Annotated in this window: 14 protein-coding genes; 10 read left to right on the top strand and 4 right to left on the bottom strand. The window is 49.8% G+C overall.

What is annotated here, in order from left to right:
* Positions 1-178: 178 nt before the first annotated feature.
* On the bottom strand, positions 179-2,215 hold the full coding sequence (gene rep / locus AC1RJL_RS14505) for a DNA helicase Rep (protein ID WP_492915718.1): 2,037 nt from the start codon (positions 2,213-2,215) through the stop codon (positions 179-181).
* Between the two features lie 233 nt (positions 2,216-2,448).
* Between rep and AC1RJL_RS14500 the strand changes: the two genes are divergently transcribed.
* Positions 2,449-4,164, top strand: a complete 1,716-nt coding sequence (locus tag AC1RJL_RS14500; RefSeq protein WP_492915239.1) for a putative bifunctional diguanylate cyclase/phosphodiesterase — start codon at positions 2,449-2,451, stop codon at positions 4,162-4,164.
* Positions 4,165-4,185: 21 nt separating this feature from the next.
* Here the strand turns inward: AC1RJL_RS14500 and AC1RJL_RS14495 are convergent, their stop codons facing one another.
* The 3 genes from AC1RJL_RS14495 to AC1RJL_RS14485 form a co-directional block, all read right to left on the bottom strand.
* Positions 4,186-5,694 (bottom strand): YifB family Mg chelatase-like AAA ATPase, encoded by a 1,509-nt coding sequence (locus AC1RJL_RS14495; RefSeq protein WP_492915237.1) that lies wholly within the window; start codon positions 5,692-5,694, stop codon positions 4,186-4,188.
* A 119-nt stretch (positions 5,695-5,813) separates the two neighbouring features.
* Positions 5,814-6,038 carry an accessory factor UbiK family protein gene (locus tag AC1RJL_RS14490; RefSeq protein WP_492915235.1) on the bottom strand — a complete coding sequence of 75 codons (225 nt, stop codon included), beginning with the start codon at positions 6,036-6,038 and terminating at the stop codon, positions 5,814-5,816.
* Positions 6,039-6,186: 148 nt separating this feature from the next.
* Positions 6,187-6,381 (bottom strand): hypothetical protein, encoded by a 195-nt coding sequence (locus tag AC1RJL_RS14485; protein ID WP_492915233.1) that lies wholly within the window; start codon positions 6,379-6,381, stop codon positions 6,187-6,189.
* 75 nt (positions 6,382-6,456) lie between these two features.
* On the opposite strand from AC1RJL_RS14485, the gene AC1RJL_RS14480 reads away from it, so the two are divergent.
* From AC1RJL_RS14480 to hemC, 9 genes are all read left to right on the top strand, one after another.
* Complete coding sequence (locus AC1RJL_RS14480) at positions 6,457-6,795, top strand: P-II family nitrogen regulator (RefSeq protein ID WP_049631555.1); 339 nt, start codon at positions 6,457-6,459, stop codon at positions 6,793-6,795.
* A gap of 31 nt (positions 6,796-6,826) precedes the next feature.
* Positions 6,827-8,095: an ammonium transporter gene (locus AC1RJL_RS14475; RefSeq protein ID WP_492915231.1), complete on the top strand. Its 1,269-nt coding sequence runs from the start codon at positions 6,827-6,829 to the stop codon at positions 8,093-8,095.
* A 180-nt stretch (positions 8,096-8,275) separates the two neighbouring features.
* A complete protein-coding gene (locus tag AC1RJL_RS14470; protein WP_007639554.1) occupies positions 8,276-8,614 on the top strand; it encodes a P-II family nitrogen regulator in 339 nt (112 codons plus the stop codon).
* Between the two features lie 599 nt (positions 8,615-9,213).
* Positions 9,214-9,525, top strand: a complete 312-nt coding sequence (locus AC1RJL_RS14465) for a hypothetical protein (RefSeq protein WP_492915229.1) — start codon at positions 9,214-9,216, stop codon at positions 9,523-9,525.
* Between the two features lie 285 nt (positions 9,526-9,810).
* The gene (gene potA / locus AC1RJL_RS14460; protein ID WP_492915227.1) at positions 9,811-10,911 is read left to right on the top strand and encodes a spermidine/putrescine ABC transporter ATP-binding protein PotA; all 1,101 of its coding nucleotides are present in this window, start codon (positions 9,811-9,813) and stop codon (positions 10,909-10,911) included.
* Positions 10,901-11,773, top strand: a complete 873-nt coding sequence (gene potB / locus AC1RJL_RS14455; protein WP_492915225.1) for a spermidine/putrescine ABC transporter permease PotB — start codon at positions 10,901-10,903, stop codon at positions 11,771-11,773. The genes potA and potB overlap by 11 nt, the downstream gene beginning before the upstream one ends.
* Complete coding sequence (gene potC / locus AC1RJL_RS14450; protein WP_492915223.1) at positions 11,757-12,524, top strand: spermidine/putrescine ABC transporter permease PotC; 768 nt, start codon at positions 11,757-11,759, stop codon at positions 12,522-12,524. Before potB ends, potC begins: the two co-directional genes overlap by 17 nt.
* Position 12,525: 1 nt before the next feature.
* A complete protein-coding gene (locus AC1RJL_RS14445) occupies positions 12,526-13,614 on the top strand; it encodes an extracellular solute-binding protein (RefSeq protein WP_492915221.1) in 1,089 nt (362 codons plus the stop codon).
* Between the two features lie 144 nt (positions 13,615-13,758).
* Entirely contained in the window at positions 13,759-14,700 is a 942-nt protein-coding gene (gene hemC, locus AC1RJL_RS14440; protein WP_492915219.1) for a hydroxymethylbilane synthase, read from the top strand.

Raw genomic sequence — 14,700 nt, 5'->3', positions numbered from 1 at the left:
CATGGAATGAGGCTTGGTTTGGGTATTAATGTGAACCGGATTGGGTGTACGGGTAACACCCATCGTCTCGCAGCAGAGCTGGGTTAGTGCGTGATAATGTGGAAGTAGTGTGTTGTGGCAGGTGCCAGTTTGCGCAACGCTGGAAAAACTGGTGCACTGCCATGATGGGCTGGCGGATCTAATCAAACAGGTTGAGCAGGTTGGATAAAGTTTCTTCACCTTTTGCCAGATTTTTTTCCGGGCTCTGCTCGCCAAAACCTTCCCACTCGACATCTTCTGACGGCAGCTCATCCAAAAAACGGCTGGGGGTGGTTTCGCTCATTTCGCCAAATTGCTTGCGCTTGCCCGCCAGTGTCATCGACAGGGTTCGTTGCGCGCGGGTGATGCCCACGTAGGTCAGGCGGCGTTCTTCTTCTATATTGTTGTCTTCGATACTGTTGCGGTGTGGCAGCAGCTCCTCTTCCATGCCCACCATAAATACGTGGGGGAACTCCAGCCCTTTGGAGGCATGCAGGGTCATCAGTTGCACCTGATCACTCAGGTCTTCCTCTTCCTGGCGCTCCATCAAATCGCGCAGCACCAGCTTGGCGATGGCATCTTCAATGCGCAACTTTTTATCAATGCCACCAGGGTCGTCTTCATCGTCATTAGCGGTTTTATCGAGGGTCTTTTGCAGGGATTCGACCAGGTAAAACACATTTTCCATGCGTTTTTCGGCTGCTTTGCTGCTCGCCGAGTTCTGGTGCAGCCAACCTTCGTAATCGATATCCGCCAGCATCTCGCGGATTGCATCGACCGGTCTTTCGCCGCCGCAATTGCGTGTGACTTGCTTGATCCAATGCGCAAAACGCTGCAAGCGCTCCAGGTTTTTTTCCGGGATGCGGCTCTGCAATCCCATCTCATCCAGAGCGGCAAATAAACTGATCTCGCGCTCGCTCGCATAGCTGCCAAGTGCCTCAAGGGTACTGGTGCCGATCTGGCGGCGCGGGGTGTTGATAATGCGCAAAAAGGCGTTGTCATCATCCGGATTGACGATCAGGCGCAGGTAAGCCATCACATCCTTGATCTCGGTTTTGGCAAAAAATGACGAGCCACCGCTCATTTTGTAGGGAATCTGGTGATGTTGCAGTTTCATCTCCAGCAGCCGGGCCTGATGGTTACCACGATAAAGCACGGCGAAGTCGCGGAATTTGTATTGCTTCTGCAACCGCTGGGTGATGATTTCGGTCGCTACCCGTTCGGCTTCGGCCTCTTCATTTTTGCAGCGCAGTACGCGGATCGGATCACCCAAGCCCATGTCACTCCACAGCGCTTTGTCGAATTCATGCGGATTGTTGGCGATGAGATGGTTGGCCACGCGCAGGATGCGGCTGGTAGAGCGATAATTTTGCTCCAGCTTGATCACCCGCAAATTCGGATAATCCTGCTTGAGTAAACTCATATTTTCCGGACGTGCGCCGCGCCAGGCATAGATGGACTGGTCGTCATCCCCTACCACTGTCAAAGCGCCACGGTTACCGACAATCAATTGCACCAGCAAGTATTGGCTGGAGTTGGTGTCTTGATATTCATCCACCAATAAATAGCGGATTTTGCGCTGCCAGCGGCCGAGAACCTCGGCGTTGGTTTGGAATAACTCAACCGGGATCAGGATCAAATCATCAAAGTCGACCGCATTGTAGGCGCGCAATGCCTGGTTGTAGCGCTGGTAAATGAGCGAAATAGCTTGCTCGGCCGGACTCTGTGCCATGCTTGAGGCGCGCGCGGGGTTTACCAGATCATTTTTCCAGTTGGAGATTTGATGCTGCACCAGATCGAGATGGTCGTTATCAAGATCACCCTCTTTGAGCATCAATTCCTTGAGGAGTGAGCGGGCGTCTTCAGCGTCGAAAATGGAAAAACCGGGTTTAAACCCCAGGCTTTTATGTTCGCGGCGGATAATATTGAGGCCGAGATTGTGGAAGGTCGATACAGTCAGGCCTTTAGCGGCGCTGCCTTTCACCAGTTTGCTGGCGCGCTCTTTCATCTCGCGCGCTGCTTTATTGGTAAAGGTGAGCGCCGCTATGTGGCGCGCAGGCATATCGCACTGCTCAATGAGGTAGGCGATCTTGCGCGTAATTACACTGGTTTTGCCGCTGCCAGCTCCGGCCAATACCAGACAGGGGCCATCAATATACAGAACGGCTTCTTTTTGGCGCGGATTGAGTTGGGTCACGGTAAACGATGCCTTGCGCAAATAGCGCCTTGAGCGGAGGGCGAGCATTCTAACAAGCTCGTCTGCGCTTGCAATGACGATTTGGCCGCTATAACCACAAGATAAAAGCTGCGGGTTTGTAGGGGTTATTTGTTATATGTCAAAGCGTTTAGTTTGCCGGAGGCGGCTGCTACCATTAGTTATTGATTAGCGGTCTGGGCAATGCCCCGCTATGTGTTAAGGGAAAGAGAACCATGGATCACAAGATAAAAATTCTGTTCATCGACCGTGAGCAAGGCGAATACCTGCTTATTGCCGAAATTCTGTCGCACATTCGCCACGTTGAATATGAACTTGTGTGGTGCGACCAGTTGGATCTCGCGCTGAATAAAATTTTATCCCAGGAATTCGATGTCGCCCTGCTCGACTATTATTGGGGCGATGCCAATGCGCGCGATTTATTAAATGCCGCGCGTGTCCAGGCCTGCCAAACCCCGATTGTGGTCATGACCGATGAAATGGAAACGGAAGTTGACCGCGAAGCCATTCGCGCTGGCGCCGCCGATTATTTAATTAAAGGCCAAATCGATCATTTGCTGTTGGAGCGCGCGTTGCGCTATGCAATTGAACGCAAGCGCACCGAACAACACCTCACCCGACTCGCCCATTACGATCCGCTTACCGATGTGCCCAACCGGATTTTATTTCGCGATCGCCTTGAACACGCAATCCATTTAGCCGAGCGCGACAACGCCAGTTTTACCTTGATGTTTATCGACCTCAACGGCTTCAAACAAGTGAACGATAATTTTGGTCACGATGCGGGCGATGCGATTATCCGTATCTGTGCCGAGCGTTTGAATGCCTGTTTGCGCCGCAGTGATTCGGTTGCGCGTATGGGCGGTGATGAATTTACCTTGCTGCTGCAAAAAATTGCAGTCAATACTGATGTTGCGCATATCGCCGAAAAAGTTATCAAGGCAATCGAACAGCCGGCCGAAATTAACGGCCATGAGGTAGTAGTAGGTTGCAGTATCGGCATCGCCATTTATCCACAAGCCGGCCGCGACGCTGACACCTTACTCAAACATGCTGACATGGCGATGTACAAAGCCAAACAGGATGAAGGCAGCAATTACCGGTTTTTTACCGAGATGATGAATCAGGATGTACGCCGCCAATTGCGGCTTGAATCCGATTTGCGCATGGCATTAAAAAAACAGCAATTTTTATTGCACTATATTCCACGTGTCGATGTCAGTACGGGAAAAGTGATAGCGCTGGAAGCACTGTTGCGCTGGGATAAACCCGACGTCGGCATATTGAATGCCAGCGATTTTATTTCTACCGCAGAAGAGACCGGTATCATTACCGCCTTAGGTTATTGGGTCATTCGCCAGGCGTGCAATGATTTAAAGCTGTTGCAGGAATTTTGGGATGGCCCACTGATGATGGCCATTAATTTATCCATGCGGCAATTCAAGGACGACAATCTGGTGCATGAAATTGCGCGTATTTTTGCCGACAACGATATCCAGCCGGGCGATATTGAATTTGAAATTACTGAAACCGTATTTGCCGACAATATTGAACTGGTTTCCTTGTGTATGCGGCCGCTGTCCTTTTTCGGCATTAATTTTTTACTCGACAGTTTTGGTGCCGGCAATTCATCGCTGCTGCATTTGCAGCGGTTGCCGATCAGCACAGTAAAAATTGATTTGGGTTTCCTGCAAGAATTAAATCGCAGCCACAGCGATAAACGTTTGGTGTCGGCCATGATTGCGCTCGCTCACAACCTGGGTAAATTAGTCGTCGCCGAAGGTGTGGAAACCAAAGAGCAGAAAGAATGGCTCAAAGAAATGGGTTGCGATTTAATGCAGGGCTATTATTTTTCTGCGCCGAAATCTTACATTGAAATATTAAATTGGTTGCAGATGTCGAATGAGCATCAACACCTGAACCTCAATTAATGTTTCTCTCTTGTTTTCAACTTAATTGCCCGTTTGGCGATCAAGAGTTCGATAACTTAATGCTTCACTGATATCCACGGTATTCACATGTTCGCGTTCGGCCATATCGGCAAGTGTGCGCGCCAGTTTTAATACGCGGTGATAAGCGCGGGTTGATAATCCCAATTTGGTAATCGCTTGTTCCAATAACGCTTTATCATTCTGGGCAAGATCACAAAACTGCTCCAATTCCGGCGCACTTAATTGATGATTTGCTTTTCCTTGCCGCGCGATTTGTCGCGCGCGCGCCTGTTCAACGCGTGTGCGAATAACGCTGCTGTTATCTCCCTGGGTTTTATTTTGTAGCTCGCCTTGGCGCAAACTTCTCACCGGTACGTGCATATCGATGCGATCGAGAAGTGGCCCGGAAATTTTATCGCGATAGCGCTTAACCTGATCAGGTGTGCAGCGACAGCGATTTGCATCGCTCCCGTGATATCCACAAGGGCACGGATTCATCGCCGCTACTAATTGAAATCGGGCAGGAAAGCACGCCTGACTGCGCGCCCGTGAAATACGTACTTCGCCGCTTTCGAGTGGTTCTCGTAACACTTCCAAAACCTTGCGCGAAAATTCCGGCAGTTCGTCCAGGAACAACACCCCTGCATGGGATAAGGAAATTTCACCCGGCTTGGGATTGCTGCCTCCTCCCACCAGTGCAATTGCCGATGCGGTGTGGTGCGGCGCGCGAAATGGACGGCGGCGCCAGTGGTATTCCTGCGATTGCGCCGCGACCGAATAAATGGCCGCGACATCCAGCATTTCCCTTTCGCTCAAGCCCGGCAAAATTCCCGGTAAGCGACTGGCCAACATCGTCTTTCCGGTTCCCGGTGGACCATAAAACAGCAGGTTATGACCGCCGCTGGCAGCGATTTCCAGCGCGCGCTTGGCTTGCGATTGGCCTTTTACATCGAGGATATCGAGCGGATCTTGCGTAATTTCGTTGTTATCTTGTTTAACCACCGCTTGCGGCAGTTGTTCGCGTTGGTGCAAGTGGGCGCAAACCTGTAACAGATTCGCTGCACCAAATACGCGCGTGATACTGCTAAACGCTGCCTCGTTGGCGTTGTCGATGCTAATAATCAAGTCACGTTTGGCATCGCCACAGGCAAGGGCAGCGGGAAGCGCCGCACTAATTGAGCGCAATTCGCCGGAGAGCGCGAGTTCACCCAGAAATTCATAGCCCCCCAATTGTTCTAATGGAATCTGCCCGGAAGCAGCCAATATGCCGAGCGCGATGGGCAAATCGTAGCGGCCACCTTCTTTTGGCAAATCTGCCGGGGCGAGGTTTACGGTGATGCGTTGCGCAGGAAATTCCAGATGACTGTTAATCAGTGCGCTACGCACCCGGTCCTTACTTTCTTTTACAGCGGTTTCGGGTAGGCCGACGATGGAGAGACTGGGTAGGCCGTTGGAGATGTGGACTTCAACTGTGACTTGGGGGGCATTGATACCCAATTTGGCGCGCGAGTTTACGATAGCGAGTGACATTTACGATCCTTGTAATTGTTTTTGAACAGTTTTTTGTGATGTTGCGGTTCCTGCTGCAAATTCCTGACTGACTATAAAGCAATCGAGCCATTAAACACAATTGCCATCCCCACCTTAATTCAGGGTTCCAGCCGCGCCAGTGCTTGTTCAAGCGCTTCCAGTTTCTGGCGTGTACGCTGGAGCACAGCCGCTTGAGCGTCGAATTCTTCCCTTGTCACCAAATCCAGGCGCGCGAGCGCGGCTTGCAGGGCGATATGAAGTTCGCGCTTGGGCAGTAATTGGTCGGCATTCGGGAATTGTGTTTGCAATTCGTCCAACAATCGCTGAGCCAGATCTTTCAGCATGGCGTCCTCATTCAGTATTTTGTCCGGTTTTGCAGTTTACCCCTTCCCCCGCCTAGCTGCATCCGCTCCGCTGGCTTTTCCGCACAATTTCATTGTTTGGCAAATCGCATCCAAATGTTGATTTGGATGTCTGTGATCATTATTGGTGCTACAGGTTTGTCATGTTGGTCAAAAATGGTGCGATGGCTGTATGCGAACTTGGATATTTTCCCTTTTTCGCTTCATGAAATAGCTTAACATTTTGATTTTTATGTTTTTTTTGAAATTGGCCTGCTCTGTGCAAAATCCTGCTCGAGTCATTAATGTCGGTCAGGATGGTTGCTTTAGCGGTTTTTTGCGGCATCAACTTTCGCCTGGACAGGCTTTCCGGTGTTTCCCGCACCTTCGGGCGCGGGGATTTTTTTCAGGAGCGTGATGAATGAAATTGGTAACAGCGATCATCAAGCCGTTCAAATTGGATGTGGTGCGTGAAGCCCTCTCCGATATAGGCGTGCACGGTATGACCGTGACCGAAGTAAAAGGTTTTGGTCGTCAGAAAGGCCATTCCGAACTCTACCGTGGGGCAGAGTACGTGGTGGATTTTTTGCCGAAAACCAAAGTAGAGATTGCCGTCTCGGACGCTGAAGCTGATTCAGTGGTCGAGGCCATCAGTAAGGCGGCGAATAGCAGCAAGATTGGTGATGGCAAAATCTTTGTTTCTGATTTGGAGCAGGTGGTGCGTATTCGCACCGGTGAAACCGGCGACCAAGCGTTGTAATTCACTTTAATAAACAGACGGGGAAAAACCAATGGAAGAGAATATTTATCATCTTCAGTACGCACTGGACACCTTTTACTTTCTGGTATGTGGTGCTTTGGTCATGTGGATGGCGGCAGGTTTTGCAATGCTGGAATCCGGTTTGGTGCGCGCCAAGAACACCACTGAAATCCTGGCTAAAAACGTCGGTATGTTTGCTATTGCCTGTATTATGTATCTGGTTTGCGGCTATGCGATCATGTACGGCGGCGAGATCTTTTTGTCCGGTATTGGTGAGATAGATTCAACCAAAGTATTGGAAGATTTTGCCAAACGTGAAGACGGTTTTACCGGTAGCTCTATCTATTCAGGTGCCGCTGACTTCTTCTTCCAGGTGGTATTTGTTGCTACAGCAGTATCTATCACCTCCGGTGCTGTAGCTGAGCGTATGAAGCTCTGGCCGTTTTTATTGTTCACGGTATTTATGACCGGTTTTATCTATCCGATGGAAGGTTCATGGACTTGGGGTGGCAAAGAAGTATTTGGTTTCTTCAATCTGGGCGAATTAGGTTTTAGCGACTTTGCGGGTTCAGGTATTGTGCATTTGGCAGGCGCTTCTGCTGCTCTGGCCGGTGTGCTGCTGCTGGGGGCACGTAAAGGTAAATATGGTCCTAACGGTGAAATAAACGCAATTACCGGTGCCAACCTGCCGCTTGCCACGTTGGGTACTTTCATCCTGTGGATGGGCTGGTTCGGTTTCAATGGTGGTTCTGTATTGAAATTGGGCGATATAAGCAATGCCCATTCTGTTGCAGTGGTATTCCTCAATACCAATGCCGCCGCTGCCGGTGGTTTGATCACTGCAATGATTGTTGCACGTCTGTTGTTTGGTAAAGCAGATTTGACTATGGCGTTGAACGGCGCATTGGCTGGTCTGGTTGCTATTACCGCGGGTCCGGATACACCTACTGCAGTGGGTGCAACCATTATCGGTGCTCTCGGCGGTCTCCTGGTAGTCTTCTCTATCCTCGGATTGGACAAGTTGAAAATTGACGATCCTGTCGGTGCGATCTCTGTTCACGGTAGTGCTGGCATTTTGGGGCTTCTCGCTGTACCGTTCACCAACAGTGATGTTAGCTTCAGCGGTCAGATTGTAGGCGCTCTCACTATCTTTATTTGGGTGTTTGGTGTGAGCCTGATTGTTTGGTACGTGATCAAATTGGTATTTGGTATCCGTGTTACAGAAGAAGAAGAGTTTGAAGGTGTAGACCTTTCCGAGTGCGGTATGGAAGCTTACCCTGAGTTTACTAATACCAAATAATGTGCAATAGCGGCGATTGCTCCCTGGAGTCGATCGCCGTTGCAATTTGATCTGTTATAAAGTTGTTGTTGATCGGTAAAGCTTGGGTGTATCTTTAGCCCTAAGCCGCTGGGCAGGAGCACGACATACTTCCGCCGTTCCGATATCAGCATTCGCAAAACTCCAGCAAAGGATTTAATAATGAAATTGATTACCGCTGTTGTAAAACCATTCAAACTCGACGACGTGCGCACTGCATTGTCAGACGTAGGTGTTCAAGGTATGACCGTAACTGAAGTGAAAGGCTTTGGTCGTCAAAAAGGTCACACCGAACTTTATCGCGGTGCTGAGTATGTTGTGGATTTCCTGCCGAAAGTAAAAATTGAATTGGCGGTTGACGATTCAATGGTTGAGCAGGCAGTAGAAGCAATTACCAAAGCAGCGCAAACTGGCAAAATTGGCGATGGTAAAATTTTCATCGCTCCGCTGGATGAAATTATTCGTATCCGCACCGGTGAAACCGGTTCTGATGCTGTTTAATTAACCGGCTAATTTACAGCCGTAGCAAACGGCTATAGGTAACAAAAAACGTCACTTAGCCAGTGGCGTTTTTTTATGGTAAAAATTCACTGCGTTAATTTGCATCCATAAATAAATTACCGGGTGGGATAAAAAATACGCAAAAGTTTGCTTATTCGCATACTTGCATCTACTAGATGTATGCAGATGCGTAGACGGCCACAGAAAAATTACCGCAACAAATAATGGTAATGTTTTTTTATTATGCTGCCGGATCTGTACTGAGTTCAGGTGAGAAATATCCTGGCAACATAGTTGATATATAAAGACAACCAATGTTAGCCAGGGCACAGATGGCAACGCATTGGGTAAGTAATTCTGCCGTCGCTGTAACTTTTTTTCACGCTTATTATCAGCTCTGGACTTGCATAGGGTTAATAACTAAAATCCGCCGCAATGGCTGGCGGTAAGATAAAAAAAGCCTAAAAATTCATTACCAATTATCATGACGTTTAAAAGAGTCTGCGCTATAAATTAGCCGGAGCTGTCAGCGAAGCGAGCTTAAGCTTCGCCGGGATGAAATACTAAGAACTCACATTGTATAAGTTTCAGGTGACATTATGACTGATGAAGATTCCATTAACGACGAAGAGTTGGACGAGACCAGCGCGGAAGGCGAGGATGATGCCGACGATGGCGATGATGTTGTCGATAGCGACGAAGTAAGTTATGCCAGCCCGGCCGCCAAGGTTGTTGAATCAGAAGCGCTGGAGGATTTCAGCATTGCATCGCGGCAGAAGGCGCGCGATGAACTGGAAAATCAAATTGCGGCATTCCTTGCGCGCGGTGGCAAGATCAACGAGGTGCCGGCGAATGTCACCGCTGATCCACCTAAAAAACCGACGCCTGACTATGGTGGTCGTCCCATCTAAAAGTCGCTTTCCACTATCGGCTCCTTCACGGGGGCCGATTTGTTTTCAGGCGTTTGTCGGATCAAATTGTTTTTCTCTTTAAATCCATAGGCTTAGCTGGGATCATCTGGTTGATTTTTGCGCGGCCGAATGCTGGATTTTTATCTCTTTATTTGAGTAGAATGGCGTGGCTTTTGCGTAGGTTCCACACCCTTACCCAGTGCCAATTTTTACTACAAATGTCCCGACTGCTCATCGCGCGTGACTACTGATCCCTGTCAAGATAACTAGAGGAGCTCTGTCGAGGTGAATGAACCGCGCGCGCTACTAAATCTCAATAATCTGTCCAAGACCTATGGCAGTAATCGAGTTCTCGATAATTTTGATCTCACTATATTTGACGGTGAATTTTTCACTTTGCTGGGCCCGTCGGGTTGCGGCAAAACGACCGTGCTCAGGATGATCGCGGGATTGGAAGATACCGATACCGGCAATATCCGGTTGGATGGCCAGGATATCGGCCAGGTACCCGCTGAAAAGCGTCCCATCAATACTGTTTTCCAAAGTTATGCGCTCTTTCCCCATATGACGGTGTTCGATAATGTCGCCTTTGGTTTGCGCATGAGCGGTGTAGCGAAAGAAGAAATTGCCCCGCGTGTTGCCGAAGCCCTGGAAATGGTGCGCCTTGGTGATTTTGCCCAGCGCAAACCAAGCCAGCTTTCCGGTGGCCAACAACAGCGCGTTGCTATCGCACGCGCGGTGGTTAATCGTCCTAAATTATTATTGCTCGACGAATCCCTCTCCGCGCTCGATTACAAATTGCGCCAGCAAATGCAGATCGAACTCAAGCGCTTGCAGCGCAAACTCGGCATCACCTTTGTGTACGTGACCCACGATCAGGAAGAAGCGCTGTCCATGTCGGATCGCGTAGTGGTCATGAACAAGGGCAAGGTGCAGCAGTTGGGTACGCCGCGTGAAATCTACGAGCAGCCAGCAAATTTATTTGTGGCCAAATTTATTGGCGAGATTAACCAGTTGTCCGGTGAGATTGTCGCGATTGATGGCAACCACGAATACGAAGTGAAAGTGGAAGGTTTGAAGTGGCGCCTGCATGCCGAGCACAACTTCAAGGTGGGCGACAAGGTCAATGTGTTGCTGCGTCCGGAAGATGTGCGTGTGGAATATATCGATGATCCACATCCTGACCAATATCTTGTCGGCACAGTTATCGAGCGCAACTACAAAGGTAAAACACTTGATTCCATGATTCGCCTGCCATCAGGAATTGAAGTGATCGCCAGCGAATTCTTCGATGAAGACGATCCTTCGTTTGACTACAGCCTGAACCAGAAAGTGGCGATCAAGTGGGTGCCGGGCTGGGAAGTGGTGTTGCCCCATGAAGTCTAACGTCGGCCAATTCCGTTTCTGGGCCATCGGACTCGCCAGTGTCTGGCTGACACTGTTTGTGTTTTTCCCCAATTTGCTGGTTTTTTTCACCAGCTTTCTGACACGCGATCCGCAGGCGACTGTCAGTTTGCCCATCAATGTCGACAGCTATGCGCGCACCCTGGACTTGCTGTATTTAAAAGTGTTGTGGGATTCGCTACGCATGTCGCTGCTGGCGATGGTGGTGTGTTTATTGATTGGCTACCCCTTTGCCATGGCGATTGTCAGTTTGCCCAAGCGCTGGCAGCCGGTGATTTTATTTCTGGTGATTTTGCCTTTCTGGACTAACTCGCTGGTGCGCACTTACGCGATCCAGTTTATTTTGGGCAACCAGGGCATCATCAACAAAGCGCTGTTGGGGTTGGGACTTATCGATAAACCCTTGCAACTGCTCTACACCCAATTCGCAGTGATTCTCGGCCTGTGTTACATCCTGCTGCCATTTATGGTGCTCCCGCTTTACTCCGCGCTGGAAAAACTCGATGTCCGTTTGCATCACGCCGCACGCGATTTGGGCGCGGGCCCGCTAAGCCGTTTCTGGCACATTACTGTGCCGCTCACCTCGCCCGGTATTGTCGCTGGTTGTTTAATGGTGCTATTACCGGCGATGGGGATGTTCTACATTTCCGACTTACTCGGCGGGGCCAAGAATCTCCTGCTCGGTAACGTGATTAAAACCCAATTCCTGCACACGCGCGATTGGCCGTTCGGCTCGGCGTTCAGTGTCATTTTGATTGTGTTGCTCGGATTTATGTTGTGGCTCTATTTCCGTGCATCCCGCTTTGTCAGCAAGCAAGGAGGACTCAATGGCTCCGATTTTTAGATGGGGTTTCATGGGGTTAATCCTCACACTGATCTACATTCCCATTTTGGTGCTGGTAGTGAACTCTTTTAATGCATCCCGATACGGCATTAAGTGGGGTGGCTTTACCTTCAAATGGTACGAAAAGTTTTGGAATAACGATGGTTTGATGACGGCAGCCCTGAATTCGCTGACGGTTTCAATTGTTGCGGCCAGCGTCGCTACTGTTATTGGCACACTTGCTGCTGTTGCATTACACCGCTATCAGTTCAAGGGTAAAGCGCTGCTCTCGTCCATGGTGTTTGTGAGTATGCTGACACCGGAAATTGTGATGGCAATTTCGCTGCTGATCGTATTCATGACGCTCGGTATCAAATTGGGATTTGTGTCGCTGGTGATTGGTCACATCACTTTCTGCTTACCGTTTGTGATTGTGGCGGTCTATTCGCGTCTCAAAGGCTTTGATATGAAGATGCTGGAAGCCGCGCGCGATTTGGGTGCGAGCGAGAGCCGTATTTTCTGGAAGATTATCCTGCCGTTGGCATTGCCTGCAGTGTCGGCGGGTTGGTTATTGAGTTTTACCCTGTCATTGGATGACGTGATCGTAAGTGCGTTTGTCACTGGTCCCGGATATGAAATCCTGCCGCTCAAGGTGTATTCCATGGTGCGTGTCGGTGTTTCGCCAGAGGTAAATGCGATTTCGACAATTTTGCTCGTTGTCTCTTTGGTACTGGTTATTATTTCCCAACTTCTCTTACGTGAGGATAAATAAGATGAAAAAATGGTTGGCCTTGGCCGCAGCCTTATTAATCAGTGGATGTTCCGATAAACCTGCAAACCAGGCACCTGGCGAAACTGCCGCAACACCGGCAGCGCAAACACCTGCGGGCCCACAAAAAGTGGTGATCTATAACTGGACCGAATACATCCCTGCCACTGTTCTTGAACAATTCACCAAAGAAACCGGTATCGAAGTTGAATATGCCACTTACGAAAGTAACGAGGCGATGTACGCTAAAATCAAATTAATGGAAGGCAAGGGTTACGATATCGCCGTACCTTCTACTTTCTATGTAGAAAAAATGCGTAAAGAAGGCCTGATCCAACCGATCAAGAAAGACTTGCTGGCTAACTACGGCAATCTTGACGCGAACATGATGAACAAGCCGTATGATCCCAACAACGATTTCAGTGTTCCCTACCTGTGGGGCGCGACTTCAATTGCGATCAATAATAAAGACGTTGATGCCAGCAAAATCACCAAGTGGGCCGATTTGTGGAAACCTGAGTACAAGGGCAAGTTGATGATCATGGACGACGTCCGTGACAACTTCTACGTGGGTCTGCGTGTTGCCGGTTTTCAAAACAACAGTACCAATGAAGAAGAAATCAAAGCGGCTTACGAGAAATTGAAAGCCCTGTGGCCAAGCATCAAAGTGATCAACTCTGACTCACCAAAAACTCCATTGATCCAGGGCAACGTCAGCATTGGCGCTATCTGGAATGGCGAGGCCTATATGGCGCAACAAGAGATGGAAGACCTGCAGTACATCTATCCTGAAGAAGGTGCGGTACTTTGGGTGGATAGCTTTGTCATTCCAAAAGGCGCTGCCAACGTGGAAAATGCGCACAAATTCATTGATTTCATGCTGCGAGCTGAAAGTGCTAAAGCGGCAATCGAAGAATTGGGCTACGCCGCGCCAAACACCGCTGGTATCGCGCTGTTGGACGAAGACCTGCGCACCAACAAAACCGTATTCCCGGCTGCTGAAGATATTGCCAAAGGCAGCTTCCACCAGGATTTGGGCGATACCGTTCTGGTTTACGAAAAATACTGGGAGTTGCTGAAAGCCGGTCAATGATCGCGGAGCGATTTACCAACAAGCCAGCCTTCGGGCTGGCTTTTTTTTGGGCTGCAAATCCTGCGCTGGACAAATCCCCCCGTCCGCATTCCGAGTCAGAGTGTTATCATGGCCGCTATTAAACGAATAGCGTGATTTTTTGCCATGACCTACACCTCGCGCCCCTTGCGCATCGCCACCCGCAAAAGTTTGCTTGCTCTCTGGCAGGCGGAATACGTCAAAGCCGAACTGGAAAAACACCACCCCGGTCTGCAGGTTGAACTGGTTCCGCTCACCAGCCGCGGCGATAAAATTCTCGACGTCCCTCTCGCCAAAGTGGGCGGCAAAGGTCTGTTTGTCAAAGAACTTGAGCAGGCGCTGTTGGCCGACGAAGCGGATATCGCGGTGCACTCGATGAAAGATGTACCCATGGAATTTCCGCAAGGTTTGGGCCTGTCGGTTATTTGTCCGCGTGAAGATGCACGCGATGCGTTTGTCTCTAACCGTTTTGCATCCCTGGATGAATTGCCGCAAGGCGCAATTGTGGGTACTTCCAGTCTGCGTCGCCAATGCCAATTGCTGGCGAGCCGCCCCGATTTACAGATTAAATTTTTGCGTGGCAACGTACAGACGCGCCTGCAGAAGTTGGACGATGGTGAGTACGATGCAATTATTCTTGCCGCCGCTGGTCTGATTCGCCTGGAATTAAAAGATCGTATCCGCACCTACATTACTCCGGAGCAAAGTTTGCCTGCAGGCGGTCAGGGCGCAGTAGGCATCGAATGCAGGCTTGATGATGCGGCGACGATTGAATTGCTTAAACCCCTGCATCATCAAACGACGGCAGAACAAGTATTGGCCGAGCGCGCCATGAACCGTCATTTGCAAGGCGGCTGCCAAGTGCCAATCGCCTGCTATGCGCTTCATCAAGGCGACAATTTATGGCTGCGCGGATTGGTAGGCTCGCCCGACGGCAGCCAAATGTTATTTGATGAAATTACCGGGCCGATTGTCGATGCCGAAAAAATCGGCGTTGAATTGGCCGAGCGGTTACTTGCGGCGGGCGCCGATAAAATCCTCGCCGAGGTTTATGCGGACGCAGAATAA

The sequence above is a fragment of the Cellvibrio sp. GW822-FHT04B05 genome, from assembly GCF_058800985.1.
The sequence above is the reverse complement of the archived record's forward strand: the minus strand, read 5'-3'. Positions and strand labels throughout refer to the sequence as shown.

Bases quoted from the DNA above. Each gene is read 5' to 3' on its own strand.
- AC1RJL_RS14495 (WP_492915237.1), bottom strand. From the start codon at position 5,694: ATGTCACTCGCTATCGTAAACTCGCGCGCCAAATTGGGTATCAATGCC.
- AC1RJL_RS14445 (WP_492915221.1), top strand. From the start codon at position 12,526: ATGAAAAAATGGTTGGCCTTGGCCGCAGCCTTATTAATCAGTGGATGT.
- AC1RJL_RS14490 (WP_492915235.1), bottom strand. From the start codon at position 6,038: ATGCTGAAAGATCTGGCTCAGCGATTGTTGGACGAATTGCAAACACAA.
- potB (WP_492915225.1), top strand. From the start codon at position 10,901: ATGAAGTCTAACGTCGGCCAATTCCGTTTCTGGGCCATCGGACTCGCC.
- AC1RJL_RS14480 (WP_049631555.1), top strand. From the start codon at position 6,457: ATGAAATTGGTAACAGCGATCATCAAGCCGTTCAAATTGGATGTGGTG.
- hemC (WP_492915219.1), top strand. From the start codon at position 13,759: ATGACCTACACCTCGCGCCCCTTGCGCATCGCCACCCGCAAAAGTTTG.
- AC1RJL_RS14470 (WP_007639554.1), top strand. From the start codon at position 8,276: ATGAAATTGATTACCGCTGTTGTAAAACCATTCAAACTCGACGACGTG.
- AC1RJL_RS14485 (WP_492915233.1), bottom strand. From the start codon at position 6,381: ATGCCGCAAAAAACCGCTAAAGCAACCATCCTGACCGACATTAATGAC.
- AC1RJL_RS14465 (WP_492915229.1), top strand. From the start codon at position 9,214: ATGACTGATGAAGATTCCATTAACGACGAAGAGTTGGACGAGACCAGC.
- AC1RJL_RS14475 (WP_492915231.1), top strand. From the start codon at position 6,827: ATGGAAGAGAATATTTATCATCTTCAGTACGCACTGGACACCTTTTAC.
- potC (WP_492915223.1), top strand. From the start codon at position 11,757: ATGGCTCCGATTTTTAGATGGGGTTTCATGGGGTTAATCCTCACACTG.
- AC1RJL_RS14500 (WP_492915239.1), top strand. From the start codon at position 2,449: ATGGATCACAAGATAAAAATTCTGTTCATCGACCGTGAGCAAGGCGAA.